Here is a 16,586-nt window from a genome sequence, read left to right as displayed (position 1 = left end):
ATTTTTATCAGTATAACACAAAAAGAACCGGTCTTCCTTAAAGAAAGCCGATTCTTTTCTTAAAATTTATTTAGCCGGACGAGCAATCATTTTAATGCATTTGGTGTATTTATATTTTGCCTCCACAACGCCTACTCTGCGGTTGGCCGCGTGGATGATCCTGCCGTTTCCTATGTACAATGCCACGTGGGAAATGTTCCGGTACCGCCCGTTTCTTGTGTAGGAATAAAAGATCACATCTCCCGGGAGAAGCTTTTGGGCCTTCACCCTCTTATAAGATACGACTTTTTTATGACGCTTCATGTACTTGGCTTCACTCGCTGCCACCGGAGCATAAGAACGGCTTCCGAAATGTATGCCGTACGGCTTGTAGCAGCGCCAGATCAGAGAACTGCAGTCATAATAGCCCTTCCTCATTCTCTTTGGCTGGCTGTATCGGCATCCCTTTGCTTTTTTAGCCTTCGCGATAGCTTTGACCGCCTTATAGGAAGTGACCTCCGCCTTATAGGTCTTCTGTTTTCCGTCTATCTTGACATAAAACCAGGTAATGCCTTTCTTTTTCGGGTATATGACCAGCTGATTATCCTGAATATAAGCTTTCGCCCTGCTGCCGCTTACTGAGACAGATGATCGGCTGGTAGAACTCAGTCCCCTGATCGGTATTTTCGCAGTCCGGTTCTTTGCCACAGTCCCACTGCTCTTTGACAGATATGGATTTGTGACCTGTACGCCTGCTGTCACAACCTGGCTGCCCACTATGGCCTGTACATAAGTCCTTCCCGCCGCTTTTCCTCTTACGTTTCCGCTGCTGTCCACAGTGGCGATGCGTTCATCCCCTGACTTCCACACAGCCCTGGGCGACGAAGATTCTCTTACTCCCACCTTCGCCTGTGCAGAGACCGCCACAGTCACATGGGGACGGTCAAGCGTATATTCTTTTTCCCACACAGCCGTGAGGATCAGATCTCTCCGAGGCATCTCATCGGCACTGAAATTCCAGTATCCGGTCTGTCCTCCGCTCTGATCACTCCAGCCCTTAAATACATATCCGTTCCTGACAGGCGTCTCCGGCTCGGAAATAAGTTCTCCTGCTTCGATCTGGCGCACGGCCTCCCTCACCGTGCCGCCTGCTCCGTCAAACCTGACCTGATATGATTCTTTCTGTCCTATGTTTTTCTGAATATCTTCAGTGCTGCCGCTCTCTGCCGGCGCCGCTGAAACCGGCACAGATGCTGCTGCCATAGTCAATGCCATGGCCCACACTGTAATATATTTTTTATAGCTCCTCAACTCTCTTCTCCTCCGGCAGCTCATTCTATCGTAAGATTTTTGTAATATTATCGTTAAACCTTATTCATAATATCACAAATATTGTCATAGAACAAGAATATACGGCAGTAAATTCCAAAAAATACAATATAATTTCACAGGACATAACAATGAGGCCTGACAGAAGTTGGCACACCTTTCCTGATGCGGTATACTGAGAGCAAGAGAAAGGAGCAGTGAGATGAAACAGACTTTTTTTGAACACCATTTAAATCACACCGGACGGGAGGATATGATAAAAATCACTTCCTTCCTGGAAGAGGACCTGAGAATTTCGGGGATCAAAGACGGCATCGCCGTCATCCATTCTCCTCACACAACGGCAGGGATTACAATCAATGAAAATGCGGACCCGGATGTGGTCCACGATATGCTCTTCGGGTTTGACAAGGTATATCCTCTGCATGACAAAAATTACCGCCACGCAGAAGGAAACTCCAATGCCCACCTGAAAACATCGACCGTCGGCCCGTCACAGACGGTCATCATCGCTGACGGAAAACCGGTACTTGGAATCTGGCAGGACATCTACTTCTGCGAATTCGACGGGCCCAGAAACCGGAAATTCTATATAAAGATCATTGAATAGTGGTAAAAAACTCATAAAAATGGTGCCGGAATATCTTCCGGCACCAACCTGCTTACAATATGTGCTCTGTTACCGGCAGAGCATTTTAAAAAAGAGAGGATTAAGTATATATGAAAAACTATATTTCATTATAGCAACTTTCCCTTTAAAAACAATATATAGAAAATAAACAATTCTAAACATATTATAAACTATTGGCTGTCTACCCCTCTTTTCTTGTAGACAATATTAAACACTGCAATGCCGATGACAATCCATACAAGGCAGACCGCATAGTGTTTCATGTTGGCTCCGGAGAGAAAGGCGGCTTTGTTTCGGTATTCTCCGTTCATGATCTCCATAAAGGCATTTGTTGGAAGACAAAATGCTATCTTTTCCAGTACCCTGTTCATCCCGGCAAATATCGGCGGCAGCATCAGCAGAAGCATCAGCGGTGTGGAAATCGTTCCTGTTGACATCTGATTTTCAGACAAAATCCCCACAGTTGCACCTAAAAACAGGATACCGATCGAAGCCAAAGTGGAGATGAGCATATAGCCCGCAAAAAACTTCATGTCAAGTCCCACCAGCAGATAATTTGTCACAGAGATTACTTCCATTAATAAGAGTACAACAAACATCTTGCTGGCCAGAAACTCCATAGCCCTGACATCGGACATGATCAAAGTCCGCAGGGTATTTTTCTCTTTTTCCTCCGCCACCATCATGCTCAGCAGTGAGATCGGCGCGCAGATCAGATTCAGCACTTCACAGAGAAGCAGAGGGTATAACATCCCTGTCTCTTTTCCAATCGGCAGTACCTTTGTGTAAAGGACACAGAATAAAATTGGAAGCAGTAAAATAAAAAAAGTATTTTTATTGCCCGCAAGCATTCTGAAATCCTTTTTCATCAGTGCTTTTATTATTCTCGCTCTTAATTTCATGCTAATTCCCTCCCCGTCAAGTCCAAGAATATCGTTTTCAAGTCGGGTTCCACTGAATGGATCGTCACAACCTCTTTGTCTGCACTTAAAAGTTCCTCTGCTATGGCCGTTTTGTCCTTCGGAATTTCTTTTACAGTTCCGTCTGTGTAAAGGATCTTCACCCTGTCTTTTGCATATTTGATCTTCAGTTCTTCCGGTACCCCGACCTCTTTGATGACCCCTTCGTTTAAGAATGCCACTCTGCTGCAGAGTTCATCTGCTTCCTCCATATCATGAGTCGTAAGAAAAACGGTAGTTCCGTCCCTGTTCAGCTGTTTGATAATATCGTGAACATCCTCACTTGTAGATGGATCAAGATTGGCCGTGGGTTCATCCAAAAACAGAAGCTTAGGTTTATGTAAGATCGCCCTGGCAAACAAAAGCCTCTGTTTCATTCCCCTGGAAAGTTTCTCAGCCTTTTTCTTTCCGTCTTCTGTTAAATGAAGCTGCTCAAGCACCTCCGGAATCCTTGTTTTCGGAAGCCTGTAAATCTCAGAAAATATTTTAAGGTTTTCCTCCACCGACATTTTTTCATACAAGCCGCTGTTGTCGGATAAAATTCCAATGTTCTGATACAGCTTGCTGACATCTTCAAACGGTTCCATTCCCATGACAGAAATTTGACCGCAGTCCTGCCGAAGCTGCGCGCTCAATAATTTGATCGTCGTTGTCTTTCCGGCTCCGCTGGGCCCTAAAAATCCAAAGATTTCTCCCTCCGATACCCGGATATTCACATCGTCCAATGCCATTTTCTTCTGAAATGAAATGCCCACATGTTCCATTGTTATGCAGTCTTGATTCATGTAAATACCTCCTCGTAATACTTACATTTTATTGGATTCGCCTGGTTTTGACAAGTAAAAAAGGACGAACGGAGATATAGGGCCATGAAAAGAGCCCCTAAAATCCATAATACTCCTTCAATTCTTCAACTCTTCCTTTGCTGAGAGGGATATTTTCCTCTTCCCCTCCTTTCATCCTGAGGGAATAAGAATTCTTGGTCCATTTCATGACTTCCGAAACTTTTTGCATGTTGACGATGTAAGAACGGTGGCTCCTGAAAAAACCGAATTTTTTCAATTTGCTGCAGAGTTCATCCATAGTCATAGAACACTGGAATCTGGCCCTTCTGACATGCAGATAATTTTTTCCCTGCATGCTTTCAATATAATCGATCTCGTCCGGATCAAAAAGCAGAATTTTATCACCTATTTTGGCCGGAATCTTTTCCGCCATCTCGGGCCCGCTTTGTTCTTGTTTAGAAAAAATATTTTCAGGCAGTTCTTCCGCATACTCCTCATCCATAAAGAAATGTCTCCCCGGAAGCATATACACATGTTTTAAAGACTGAGAGGTGGTAATGACCTTTTTCCCCTGATCACCGCTCGACTCGATCCACTGTATCATTGGCTGCACAGAAGCTCTGTCTGTCCCAAGGACGGGTTCCTGCAGGAATATGATTTCCCGGTCCATGATGATTTCCCTCGCCGCTGAAACACGGTACTTTTGGGAAGGTGTCAGAAATTTTATCTTACAGTGCAGAAATTTATCAAGCTGCATGATGTGGACTGCAGAATCCATTGTGACATCAGAACCGGATAATTCCGCAAATAATTTCAGATAGGAATTCACGGTCATATAGTCATAGTATCCTTCATTCTGGAGGACAGCCCCAACATCTTTAAAGAGACTGACCAATGTTTCCAGCAAAAGTTCACAGATATCACTCCGGCATTCAAAATGCAGAAGAGTATTTCCGTTTGCCGCTGAATTATTTAGTATTTTTTCCAAATTGAATTTCATTTTCCTGTCCTTATGTCATAAAGATCTGTCCGGCGTTTTTTCAATACCGGAACCTGATGTATAATGGCATCTCTCCGGTCAGTGTCTACCGACAGGACAACCAGTTCCTCTCCTGCTCCTCCTTCTGCAAGCTTTCTGCCGGAGGGATCGAAGGCGAGACTTCTGCCCATATAGTGTTCTTCACTGTAATGGCAGCAGCCAATAGTAAACACCGTATTCTCAATGGCCCTGGCTCGAAGCAGCGTCTCCCACTGCATAAATTTATCCGGCCCGTCTGCCCAGGCTGAAGGATAGATCAGAACCTCGGCACCCTTCAGTGCCTGTACCCTGGCCGGTTCCGGAAATCTGAGATCATAGCAGGTTCCCAGGCCTGCCTTTCCAAGCGGTGTATCCTCCGGCTCATGCAGAGCTTCTCCGGGCAGCGTACTGTCCGATTCTTTCCATGAAAATGCATCAAAAAGATGAGTCTTTCTGTAAACAGAGCGGAGAGTTCCCCTGTCATCTAAAAGGACCACCGTATTAAAACATTTCCCTTCTGAATTCCTGCCGGGCTTTTCGTTCATTCCAAATAAAATCCACTGCCCATGTGCTGCGGCCAGTCTTTTCATTCCCTGTACAAAGGGCCCGTCGAGAGGCTGGGCTTTTTCATAGTAGGCACTTCTCTCCATAGGATAGTAGGTCATAAAATACTCCGGGAATATGATAAAACAGGCTCTCTTTTCCCTGGCTTCCCGGCAGAAGTGTTCTGCCTTACAGAGATTTTTTTCCGGTTCTTGTGAAGCTCTGCACTGAGCCATGGCAGCAATGGATTTCATATATATGCCTCCTCGTATAATATCTTTTAGATACATTAAATGTACCTTGATAACTGAATAAAAATTGTTCAATAGGCTTAGTAAAGCCCATGGTATAATTGTTCCCTAGTGTCAATCAGGTAATAGTTCTGTTACCTCCTGTTGAACCAAAAATGGTTGCTTCAAAGATAGTCTGTTCCCCTGACATGGAAGTTAGCTTCAAACCAGCTGGCTGTTTGTCTGAGTACATGGACTGCCATTTAGCAGTGTGGTTCGCATCAGCCCATCTCAGACCGGATTCTTATATGCGAGGGTGTTGATGCTCCGTGATCATGGGTTTTACCAAGCCGATTGAACACTCAAATACAACATAGAAAGAAGGTGATATCATGAACCCACTTTACGTCGGTATTGATGTCAGCAGCAAATCCAATGTCATTTATCTAATGCTCCCTGATGGTGCGAAACATAGCTGTTTCTCTGTTGCAAACTCTCAGGATGGCTCATCCCAGATGGTAAAACGGATTCTTTCCGCAGTCACTTCCCGTTCCCTCGATACAGTCGTCATAGGTCTTGAAGCTACATCTGTCTATGGAGACAATCTCGTATATTTCCTGAGGGAAGATGCCTCTCTGGCTCCGTTTAACAGGAAGATCCATGTCCTCAATCCCAAGCAGGTAAAGAACTTCAAGGAAGCCTATAACGACCTGCCAAAGAATGATTATATGGACTCCTTTGTCATTGCTGACTGCCTGCGCTTTGGTAGAATCAACAAAGAGGTCTATCTGGGAGATTACCGCTATAAAGCCCTTCAGAACCTTACAAGGGCTCGTTTCTTCGCCGTACAGAACCTCGTAAAAGAAAAACAGCGATTCATCAATGTCCTGTTCAAGAAGTATTCTACTATGACGCAGGAGAAGGTATTTTCCGATACCTTCAGCACTACTGCCTTAGCTGTCTACGAAGAGTTTGAATCCGCAGAAGCATTGGCGGCGATGGACTTACAAGAACTTACGGACTTCATTATGGAAAAAGGAAAGAACCGCTTTCCCAATCCCGATGCCGTAGCCAAAGCCATCCAGAAAGCTGCCAGGAGTTCCTACCGTTTACCCAAGACGGTGAATGACTCCATAAATCAGGTGCTTTCTATATCCATAACCTCGATAAAGGCGCTGGATGCTCAGATCAAAGAGTTCAATAAAGCTATCGAAGCACAAATGGAACTCCTGCCAAATGTATTGATATCCATCCCCGGCATTGGGCCGGTCATCTCAGCCGGCATCATGGCTGAAATCGGAGATATCAACCGTTTCCCAGGTCAAGCGCAGCTTGGCAAATATGCAGGACTTGCCTGGACTCAGAATCAATCCGGTGACTTCGAGGCGGAGAATACAAAACTCATCCGCTCCGGCAACCGCTTTTTAAAGTATTACCTGTGTGAAGGTGCTTTGTCTCTCGTGAGATGCGACACGGAGTACAGCAGCTTCTATCACTCCAAGTACAAGGAAGTGAACAGGCATCAACACAAACGTGCACTCGCATTAACTGCCCGTAAATTTGTGCGGTTGGTCTTTCGACTGCTGAAAGACAATCGTCTATATCGAGCAGCGGAATAGAATTCTATTCCTGCTGATGAATGCCCTGCTTCCAAAAGCAGATATCGCAGGGCTTGTTAAAGTTACCCTTTTTTCAGCATATGATATGAAAAAGTCTGCAAAAAAGTTTCAATTTATACTTGACATATCACCGCTGGACTACTCGATATCCAGATTCTTTTTATACAATCTGTAATTGACCCAGTTGTTGACCAGATACTGGACCACTGCAAAAAACGGTACACCTAAAAACATACCCAAAGGTCCGAAATAAGCTCCTCCTACTGTAATAGAGAACAGGATCAGGATCGGCCTGACTCCCGTAGAATTGCCGAGGATCTTCGGTCCCAGCACCAGCCCGTCGAACTGCTGCAGCACCAGGATCATTCCAAGGAAAATCAGTGTTTTATATGGGCTTACAATAAAAAGGATAAATGCACCCGGCACTGCTCCGATAAAAGGTCCGAAATAAGGAATCATATTGGTTACCCCGACGATAACGCTGATCAGCACGGTATACGGCAGGTTTAGAAGGCTCATAAGCAAAAAACAGAGGAATCCGATAATGAGGGAATCCAGCGACTTTCCGATGATATATCCGGAGAAGATATTATGGCACTCCTTCAGTCCGTGAATGACCGGAACCGCTGCGTTATAAGGAAAAACTGCAAAAATAAGCCTTCGGCAGGCACTTTTCAATAACTGCTTATCGGCCGTCATATAGATGGACACTACGAAAGCAATGAACAGGTTAAACAGCCATTTTACAAATGAAACCGAAAAATTATATAGCATCGGAATGGCTTCTGTGAGCATCTGATTGGAAAGCTGTACCAGCTTCGGCAGGCTCTTGGTCTCCAGTGTGTCCATCAGCTCGGCAGGGAATACTCCGGAACCGCTTTCCTTGTAGTGATCCAGCAGTCCCATGATCTGGTCTGAGATCACCGGGATCTGGCTGGACAGTTCTTTGATGCTGTCATAGAGCTGAGGCACGATGAAGATCAGACAGATCGTAAGTGCTCCGACTAATATAATATAAGTAGTGAGGATCGCACCTGCACGGCATAATCTTTTTCGTTTTTCACCGAATAATGAGGAAAAGACTTTTTCGTTAAAAAAGGTAACGACAGGATTCATCACATATGCGATCAGAAAGCCAATAAAAAACGGGAAGATCGTATTCCATAGATCTGTAAGAATCCCGACCGTAGACGCCCAGTTATTGACCAGGCGGAATATAATACACCCGATAAGGATTACAACAATCGAATAGATCGATATGGTAAAATATTTTTTATTGGATTCAAATTTATTGTTTTTCAATTCTTACACTCCTTCTGTTATCCTCAGGCCACAAACAAATTTTGGCTTTATTCTAGCACAAAGACACAGAAAAGTATAGGGTCCGGCGTCTTTTGCACCCGGTCTTTTCAATGACTTTTGCATGACAAATACATTTATTATTGACATCGACAAAAAGATACAAAAAAATTTTCATTTTTTACTTGCAATTATGGAAAACATCATATATAATAATTCTTGCGTTGAAAAAGTAGCGCATCATGAAATAAGCGTGATTAGCTCAGTTGGTAGAGCACCTGACTCTTAATCAGGGTGTCGAGGGTTCGAGCCCCTCATCGCGTATTAAAACACTATTTTTGGCTTACTTGGGGCTGGGGATGGTGTTTTTTTATTTTGTAAAATGAAAACTGAATGAACCGGCACAAAAGAAAAGGAGCCCTTATGAACATTGATCTCACTTCCAGTCAATATGCCCAAAAAGCGATGAATTTATTTAAAGAAGGATACAACTGCTCTCAGTCAGTTTTTCTGGCTTTCAAAGACCTGTACGGCATAGACCGGAGCACTGCCCTCAAGCTCAGTTCTTCTTTTGGCGGAGGCATGGGAAGACTCCGGGAAGTGTGCGGCTCTGTAAGCGGTATGTTTCTCACTGCGGGAGTTTTGTATGGATACGACTCACCGATAGACCGTTCCTCAAAGACAGAGCACTACAAGCGGATTCAGGAACTCGCCCGCTCATTTGAAGAATTAAACGGTTCCATCGTATGCCGCGAGCTGCTGGGGCTTGATCAGAAAAAGGAATCTTACGTCCCGGAAGAGCGCACAAAAGACTATTACAGGAAGCGCCCATGTGAACAGATTGTCGGCTGTGCTGCTTACATCATGGAAGAATATATCAGTAATCACCCGTTCCTTTCATAAGAATCACAAGTTTTCCTTAATATTTGTTTATAGGATGTTTAGAATTGTTTAGTTTCTATACATTGTATTCGCACATAAAGCTGATATACTTAAGACATAGTTTTTCATATATATTTTAATCCTCTCTTTTCATTGAAAGACCTCGCAGGCATGCGGGGTCTTTTATTTCTATAATCCTATATATTTCTTATATAATAGATATAGAATTTAACTGTCTGATTATTGTAATTAGTAGAAACAGTATAATTTCTAATGTAGCATCTCACCCGCCTGTTTGCTTCGTCCACGTATGCATTGAATACGGACAGATTACTGGTAGTGCATGCAAAGCCTCCAAGACCTAAGACCTTATATCCCGACGGCAGATCGTATGCGAATTGATACTCAGGTGTTCCTCCCGCCGGTATACTGATATCGGATCTTTGTAAGATCTGACTTCTCACAAGATCTTTCATTTTTATATTTGTATTATTCAGACCTGACTGAGCCGCTTTTGTATTTAGCTCCTCACGTAATCGGCTGATTTCATTCTTTGTCTCATTGATTGCCGCTGTCAATCCTGCTATATCTTTTGATGTCAGACTTCCAAGATCCTCAACTGTCTTTCCAATCTGTTCGATTGCTTTTGAATGAAGCTCATACTGCTCAACCCCGACCAGTCCCGCCGAGTCCAAAACGACCTCAAAAGGTGCCGTATCTGAATTCTGAAAACAAAAATTCCATGTGATAGAAAATCCCGGACTTTCTGCCGCTGATGGAATTTTCTTTCCCTCAGTAGTCTGCGCAATGCAGTATAAGATTTCCCCTTCATCAGGGTCTTCTGCATAGAATCCTATTTGATGCAGTTCATAGCTTTCCTTCACCTCCGTATTTTCCAGCAGTACAGAAATCACGGCCTTACCGTCCTCTGTCCGCACCGGCTGCAGTGTAATTTCCTGCCGTTCGTCGGTGATCTGTGTCTGCTGCCTCAGATTCACAGGAGGCACCTCTCCTGCTCCGGCCTTTGCCCCTGTAATTTTTAACGTTTGCCCGTCAAACATTTTATTCTGCAGCGCTATACCCTTTTCAGTAAGTACTGTATTTTCCCAAAGTTTCATAATAATCTCCATTCCGCCGCCAAGTCGGCGGCACAAATAGTAATGAAAGTCTTTCACTTTTCCACATTGCTGATAAAATAGTTTTTAAAGAAGCTATACTACAAAGCACGGTGAGGTAAGTCGTAAAGACTTTCTTCGTTTTAGACAGCATAATAATCAGTGTAAGTTCCATCTTTCAAGCACAAATAAGGGGCTCTATAAGACCGTACAGTAAGAATTGTTTTAACTTCTCTGTTAAATGTGTGGTGGAACAGTCAATGGCTTCTTTATCTTATTTTGAAAGGAGTTCTTGATTATGAAAGTTGTTTATCAAACCTGTTGTGGTGTCGATGTTCACAAATCTTTTCTCGTTGCCACAATCATTAAAACCACTTCCGGTGTGGAACCTTCGTATCAAAAGAAGCGTTTCTCCACCTTTAACAATTCTATTCTGCAATTCAAAGAATGGCTTGTTAAAAACCAATGTCGCGATGTCTGTATGGAATCTACTGGAAAATACTGGATTCCCGTCTTTAACCTTTTAGAAGACGAAATAAACGTCACCATCGCTAACCCTAAATGGGTAAAAGCTGTCAAAGGCAATAAAGATGATACGAAAGATTCCAAATGGATTGGGGATTTGTTTCGATTAGGTCTGGTTCCGGGAAGTTATATCCCTTGTAAGCCGATTCGTATTCTGCGTGAATTTACAAGATACCGTTACAAACTGACTTCCTGCCGTACCAGTGAAAAGAACAGATATCAGAATGCGCTCACTGTCTGTAATGTCGCATTAGATTCAGTAGTTTCCGATATCTTCGGGAAATCAGCTACATCTGTTATTGATTACCTAATTGAACAACCTGACAATTCCATCAACCACGAAGAAATAGCTTCCAGACTGCTTCGTTCCCTAAAGAAGAAGTCTGACAGTGTCATTGAATCCATCGAAGGCTATCAGATGACTGATTCCCAAAAATATCGTATGCGCCTCATCCGCGCACATCTGGATTATATCACATCTACGATAAATGATATAGACACGATGCTTGATTCTTTGATTGCTCCATATGAAAATGCTGTCCAGTTACTGTGTACCATTCCAGGTGTTGATCGTAACAGTGCAATCACTGTTATCTCTGAAATTGGTACCGATATGACTCCGTTTTCGAATTCCAAACGTTTATGCTGTTGGGCGGGACTCACTCCCGGCAACAATGAATCTGCTGGTAAGAAGAAATCTGTCAGGATAACACGTGCCGGTGTCTACCTCAAACCTGCATTGGTACAAGTTGCCCATGCAGCCGTGAAATCTGATAAATCTCCTTACTACAAGCAAAAGTATGAACGCATCATGAAACGTCGTGGTAAAAAACGTGCCATTATTGCTATCGCCCGGATGATTCTCACTGCTATCTATCAGATGTTATCTACTGGGGAAGCATGGAATCCGACCGATTTATTTAAAATTGATATGCCAGAACCTATGAAAGAAAAACAAAAGGAAAAGGCAATCAAGCAGGCTATGAAACTTCTTATACGCGAAGGGAAAATTTCCGAATCGCAATTAGCTTCTTAGCTTTTTAAAACAATAATCTTTTTTGCGCTGCCATTAGACAGCTTATTAAAGTGCGCCTTTTATTGGCTGTCCTCTACTTTCTTTCACAGTATATAACCCCTCCTTCAACAATATGTTCTATATTAGAAACCATACCACAGCTCTCCCGGACATTGTGGGCAAAAAAATACTGCCGGATGCCATCCAGCAGTATTTTATAAATTATTTTATTTTTATAATCCGGTTTTCTCTGCAATAAATTTCCTTGCTTTTAGCGCATATTCCAGCGGATTCGCCTTTGCCGGGTCCTGTTCCGCTTCCACAAGCATGTATCCCTCATATCCTGCGTCTTCCAGCACCTTGAAGATCGGATCAAAGTCGATGCATCCGTCTCCCGGCACAGTAAATGCTCCCATGCGCACACCGTCTAAGAAGCTCAGGTTCTCTGCCTTTACTTTTTCTACGATTTCCGGACGGATATCTTTTAAGTGCACGTGCTTGATGCGGTCCACATATGTTTTCACCATCTCCAGAGGATCGGCGCCGCAGTATGTAAAATGTCCGGTGTCAAATAACAGGCTGACATATTCAGGATCTGTATTTGCCATCATCCGCTCAACCTCATCCGGGTCCTGCACCACGGTTCCCATATGATGGTGGAAGGTAAGGCTGATGCCGTATTCTTCTTTTGCGATCTCCCCGAGTTTATTCATACCCGTGCAGAATATCTCCCATTCTTCATCATTCATCACATATTTATGTCCGAAGATCGGCGTGTCAGTCATTCCCTGTACACTGTGGCTCTGTTCGGATGCTCCGATGACCTTTGCTCCCATAGCTTTTAAGAAGGAAAGCTGTGCGCGGAAATCTTTCTCCACTTCTTCAAACGGTTTCGTAATCAGGAAAGACGAAAACCACTGGTTGCAGATTTCAATTCCACGCAGCTCTAAAGCTTTTTTCAGCACTTCAGGGTCTTTCGGATATTTGTTTCCCACCTCTGAGCCGGTAAATCCCGCCAAAGCCATCTCACTGACACACTGCTCAAACGTATTTTCTTTTCCCAAATCCGGAAGGTCATCGTTTGTCCATGCGATCGGGGCAATTCCTAATTTTACTTTTTCTTTGTTAAACATAGCACTTCTCCTTTATCCGTGTTCTTTTTTTATCTGAATAAAGGATAACATGGAAAAAGATCAAAAAAATCGGGAATATTTTTAGCTTTGTTGTTCTAAAAATAGATGTTCCCGATTTGGTGTCTTATTTTTAGGACTTCCTGCGGTACTCTGCCGGGCTGACCCCATTTAACCGCTTAAAAGCCTTTGAGAAATAGTGGTAATCGTTGAATCCCGATTCCACTGCAACATCTTTAATCTTGTAGCTTGTATTTTTGAGAAGATCTTTTGCATACTCTACACGGAGTTCCAGAAGAAATCCCGAAAAGCCGATCCCCATTTCCTGCTTAAACAGATAACTCAGATAAGCAAAATTCAGCCCTACGGCATCTGCAACCTCCTGAAGGCCAATCTGCTCTTTGAAATGTTCGCGGATATACCAGACTGCCTGTCTCGTCTGTGTCCCCGCATTTTCCGGAACTTTTTTCCCTGTACCCAAAAATATCCTGCTTCTGTAACCCTTAAATATATCAGAAAGCTGATCCACATGAGTAAGCTTAAACAGCTCTTCCTGACTGTGCTCTGTCCCCACGGCCGTATCTAATTTCCGAATCCACCGAAAAATGATCTTTGGGTCCGTCCTTGTCTCCCGGCATGCTTCTATCACACGAAAAAACTCTTCTTTCATCTCTTTTTCTTTTCTTCCTGCCGCATAATCCCTTGCATGATTTAAAAGCTCCTGTGCACACTCCGGCATCTTGGTCCCGATGGTCTTCTGGCTGTCAAAATATAAAATATCGCTGTCCTCATAAAAACTAAGCTTAATGGCCTCTCTTGCCTGCTGGTATGCCTGGCGGATGCCGCCCTCTCCGATGCAGATATTGCTGACTGCAATATCGTAGTCAAAGATCTCCTCCTTGCAGCATTTGAAGCAGGCAGAGGCCACACTTGTGAGTTTCTGCCTCATCACACTGCTCCTGCTCAGATCAGAAAGATCCAGAAAACAGCAGAAGATGCCTCCTCCCAGAGAAACTGTCTCGGCCCTGCTGTGCTCCTCTCCCAGGAGCATCTGAAGCTGAGCGGACAGACGCTCTATGAATCCTGCCGCATATTGTTCCGACTCTGCCGGTGACTGGCTGTCTTTGATCGACATCCAGGCAGGGATAAACATATTCACGACCGCACTGTTTATATATTTTCCTTTAATCCCGGCTTCAATGCGCCTTTCTTCCCGCTCCCCGGGACTCATATCTCCCGCCAAAATCTCGTTAAAAAACCGGATCTTCAGGGACTGGCTTCCGGCCTCGATCAGCTTTTTTGTCCGTTCTTCTTCACTGTTTAGTTTCTTTATACTGTTCATATGGTGTTCCGCATTTTTAAGCACCTCAAAAAGAGAATCCTCATCCAGAGAATTCTTCAGTACATATTCATTTGCCCCAAGGCGCATAGCCTCTTTCACATAATTGAAATCATCATGACAGCTCAGAACGATGATATATGTAGAAAGACCCATTTCCCGTACCCTGCGTATCAGCTCGATTCCGTCCATCAGCGGCATGGAAATATCGGTTACGATCATGTCGGGAGCCTGCTCTCTGACTGCATTTAAAGCCTCTTCCCCATCCCTTACATCTGCAGCGATCTCATAGCCCGCTTTCTCCCAGGCATCCAGCTGCTTCAGATAACTGCGCACTAAAAAATCGTCATCGACAATCATTGTTCGGTACATGGCGTTTTCTCCTTTCACACTGCATACTGATTCTGGTCTTTATAAGCCGGCAGATACAGATATGCCGTTGTTCCGTCGGAATTACTGTCATAGCCCAGACCGGCATTGTTTCCGTAATACAGTTCGAGCCTCTCACGGACATTGACAACCCCGATCCCGCTCAGGCCGCTGGTTTTCTTTGTCTTTTTGGTCAGCAGTTCATAAATCTGTTCCTGTGTCATTCCTCTTCCGTTGTCTTTCACGCTGATACATAAATAGTCTTCTTCGATCACGGCCCTGATCTCGATCCGGCTGTTGTCCATCTTCATATCCAGCCCATGTAAAATAGAGTTTTCCACCAGAGGCTGCAGAATCAGCCGCGGGACAAAACAGCTGCCCGCGTCTTTCCCGATCTCATAATCCACATCAAAATAACCGTCATACCTTATTTTCTGCAGATGAATATAATTTTTTAAAATATGGATCTCGTCTGAGACCGTGACGAACGTGCCTTTTTTGTTGACACTTGCCTGCAGAAGCTCGACAAAATCACCGATCAGGCCGCCCAGCTCCTTCTCTCCTTTCAGCAGTGCCGCAAACTTTATGGAATTTAAAGTATTGTACATAAAATGCGGGGTAATCTGGTATTGAAGTGCTTCCAGCTCTGCGTCTTTTTTGAGTCCTTCTTCCTTGATCAGCTTTTCTATCAGCTTTTCAATCTGGTTCAGCATGTTGTTAAAATCATTGGAAAGCCGTCCAATCTCATCCCTGGTGCAGACCTGGACCCTTTTATCCAGTTCTCCGGCGCTGATTTCATCCATCGCCGCCGTCAGATTCCTTAACGGCTCATACATAGCCCTCGTGGCAAAATAGGCGGGAATCAGTGAGATGCCCAGAAAGAGAAATAAAAATGCCAGCAAAAAATATTTCAGCTGATTCAGGTCACTCAATACGACACTCTTCTCAACCGTAATGAAAAAACTACACCCGGTAAATGCCGTTTTATAGCTGATACCTATAACCGCCGGGGTCCTTTTATTAAAAATGCCGTTCTGCTGGATATCGGGAAAATTGCTGTTTCTGTAAATTTTGCCTATGGATTCGACATTCTTCGTAGAGACAATGGCATTTTTCTTATTGAGGAGGACCGCCTCCGAAGATCTGCCGTCATTTAGAATATCCAGATACTTATAATAGACAGCCCGCTCTTCAATATTGCACATGATAAAGCCAAGGACACTTCCGTCTTTCATGACGGGCTCGATAAAAGACAGCACTTTATTCTGTTTTCTCACCGGATCTTTGATAATGACGGGGTGGTCCTCCAGAGAAATCTCTGCAATATGCTTTAATACAGAGTTATTTACTTTCTTTACATAAACCGGATAATCCTCCGACGTAACAATGGTTTTCTGTTCCGGAAGAACCAGATAGACTGATCCGATATCACTGTTTCGTTTCTTGAATCCTCCCAGCATACCGGACATCTTCTCCAGCCGTCCCGCATCTTCTGTCTTTAGATAGCTTTCTGCCTGTCGGGAAAGCCCTTCTGCGTTGGATGCCTGTACCGTAATGTAATAGATCTCTTTCATGGCATCATCGAAAGCATTCCCTACCTGCTCAATGCGGCCATAGAGGTTTGTCCCGTAATTGTCCTCAATCATCTGAGTAGATTTCAAATAAAATATCAGGGTGATGGCCGAGGCAGTCAAAAATGTGATGCTGATGATGGCTAAGAAAACTTTGCTCCGCATACTGCGTATCATATCAGACCTCACTCTCCCTTCCCTGATATTTTCTTCTATTTCTAATTATACGTGACACCCAAAGAGTGTCA

Annotated in this window: 14 protein-coding genes and 1 tRNA gene; 5 read left to right on the top strand and 10 right to left on the bottom strand. The window is 43.9% G+C overall.

The window, feature by feature from the left end; translation table 11 throughout:
• Positions 1 to 66: 66 nt before the first annotated feature.
• The gene (locus tag P8F77_RS02015; protein WP_270430903.1) at positions 67 to 1,290 is read right to left on the bottom strand and encodes an InlB B-repeat-containing protein; all 1,224 of its coding nucleotides are present in this window, start codon (positions 1,288 to 1,290) and stop codon (positions 67 to 69) included.
• Positions 1,291 to 1,510: 220 nt separating this feature from the next.
• On the opposite strand from P8F77_RS02015, the gene P8F77_RS02010 reads away from it, so the two are divergent.
• On the top strand, positions 1,511 to 1,918 hold the full coding sequence (locus tag P8F77_RS02010) for a secondary thiamine-phosphate synthase enzyme YjbQ (protein ID WP_024728715.1): 408 nt from the start codon (positions 1,511 to 1,513) through the stop codon (positions 1,916 to 1,918).
• A 191-nt stretch (positions 1,919 to 2,109) separates the two neighbouring features.
• On the opposite strand, the gene P8F77_RS02005 is transcribed toward P8F77_RS02010, so the two are convergent.
• The 4 genes from P8F77_RS02005 to P8F77_RS01990 all read right to left on the bottom strand — a co-directional run bounded on the left by P8F77_RS02005 (position 2,110) and on the right by P8F77_RS01990 (position 5,498).
• Positions 2,110 to 2,841, bottom strand: a complete 732-nt coding sequence (locus tag P8F77_RS02005; protein WP_024728716.1) for an ABC transporter permease — start codon at positions 2,839 to 2,841, stop codon at positions 2,110 to 2,112.
• Positions 2,838 to 3,683 (bottom strand): ABC transporter ATP-binding protein, encoded by an 846-nt coding sequence (locus tag P8F77_RS02000; protein WP_024728717.1) that lies wholly within the window; start codon positions 3,681 to 3,683, stop codon positions 2,838 to 2,840. Before P8F77_RS02000 ends, P8F77_RS02005 begins: the two co-directional genes overlap by 4 nt.
• Before the next feature lie 97 nt (positions 3,684 to 3,780).
• Positions 3,781 to 4,683 carry a LytTR family transcriptional regulator DNA-binding domain-containing protein gene (locus tag P8F77_RS01995; protein ID WP_287519969.1) on the bottom strand — a complete coding sequence of 301 codons (903 nt, stop codon included), beginning with the start codon at positions 4,681 to 4,683 and terminating at the stop codon, positions 3,781 to 3,783.
• Positions 4,680 to 5,498, bottom strand: coding sequence for a carbon-nitrogen hydrolase family protein (locus tag P8F77_RS01990; protein ID WP_287519967.1), 819 nt, complete (start codon positions 5,496 to 5,498; stop codon positions 4,680 to 4,682). Before P8F77_RS01990 ends, P8F77_RS01995 begins: the two co-directional genes overlap by 4 nt.
• Positions 5,499 to 5,866: 368 nt before the next feature.
• On the opposite strand from P8F77_RS01990, the gene P8F77_RS01985 reads away from it, so the two are divergent.
• Positions 5,867 to 7,093, top strand: a complete 1,227-nt coding sequence (locus P8F77_RS01985; RefSeq protein WP_347256138.1) for an IS110 family transposase — start codon at positions 5,867 to 5,869, stop codon at positions 7,091 to 7,093.
• A 138-nt stretch (positions 7,094 to 7,231) separates the two neighbouring features.
• Here P8F77_RS01985 and P8F77_RS01980 read toward each other — a convergent pair whose 3' ends face one another.
• Positions 7,232 to 8,395 (bottom strand): AI-2E family transporter, encoded by a 1,164-nt coding sequence (locus P8F77_RS01980; RefSeq protein WP_024728720.1) that lies wholly within the window; start codon positions 8,393 to 8,395, stop codon positions 7,232 to 7,234.
• 248 nt (positions 8,396 to 8,643) lie between these two features.
• Between P8F77_RS01980 and P8F77_RS01975 the strand changes: the two genes are divergently transcribed.
• Positions 8,644 to 8,716, top strand: a tRNA-Lys gene (locus tag P8F77_RS01975).
• A 99-nt stretch (positions 8,717 to 8,815) separates the two neighbouring features.
• On the top strand, positions 8,816 to 9,295 hold the full coding sequence (locus P8F77_RS01970) for a C-GCAxxG-C-C family protein (RefSeq protein ID WP_024728721.1): 480 nt from the start codon (positions 8,816 to 8,818) through the stop codon (positions 9,293 to 9,295).
• Positions 9,296 to 9,471: 176 nt separating this feature from the next.
• Here the strand turns inward: P8F77_RS01970 and P8F77_RS01965 are convergent, their stop codons facing one another.
• Entirely contained in the window at positions 9,472 to 10,392 is a 921-nt protein-coding gene (locus P8F77_RS01965) for a hypothetical protein (RefSeq protein ID WP_024728722.1), read from the bottom strand.
• A gap of 295 nt (positions 10,393 to 10,687) precedes the next feature.
• Between P8F77_RS01965 and P8F77_RS01960 the strand changes: the two genes are divergently transcribed.
• Positions 10,688 to 11,950, top strand: coding sequence for an IS110 family transposase (locus P8F77_RS01960; RefSeq protein WP_148460424.1), 1,263 nt, complete (start codon positions 10,688 to 10,690; stop codon positions 11,948 to 11,950).
• Between the two features lie 212 nt (positions 11,951 to 12,162).
• Here P8F77_RS01960 and iolE read toward each other — a convergent pair whose 3' ends face one another.
• The 3 genes from iolE to P8F77_RS01945 all read right to left on the bottom strand — a co-directional run bounded on the left by iolE (position 12,163) and on the right by P8F77_RS01945 (position 16,515).
• The gene (gene iolE / locus P8F77_RS01955) at positions 12,163 to 13,062 is read right to left on the bottom strand and encodes a myo-inosose-2 dehydratase (protein WP_024728724.1); all 900 of its coding nucleotides are present in this window, start codon (positions 13,060 to 13,062) and stop codon (positions 12,163 to 12,165) included.
• A 130-nt stretch (positions 13,063 to 13,192) separates the two neighbouring features.
• Positions 13,193 to 14,770: a response regulator gene (locus P8F77_RS01950; protein ID WP_287519457.1), complete on the bottom strand. Its 1,578-nt coding sequence runs from the start codon at positions 14,768 to 14,770 to the stop codon at positions 13,193 to 13,195.
• A gap of 14 nt (positions 14,771 to 14,784) precedes the next feature.
• Positions 14,785 to 16,515, bottom strand: coding sequence for a histidine kinase (locus P8F77_RS01945; RefSeq protein ID WP_287519455.1), 1,731 nt, complete (start codon positions 16,513 to 16,515; stop codon positions 14,785 to 14,787).
• Positions 16,516 to 16,586 lie beyond the last annotated feature (71 nt).

Origin of the sequence: Anaerostipes sp. PC18, assembly GCF_039789045.1 — a bacterium.
Taxonomy (GTDB): Bacteria; Bacillota; Clostridia; order Lachnospirales; family Lachnospiraceae; genus Anaerostipes; species Anaerostipes hominis.
This window is presented reverse-complemented; position numbering and strand designations above follow the sequence as displayed.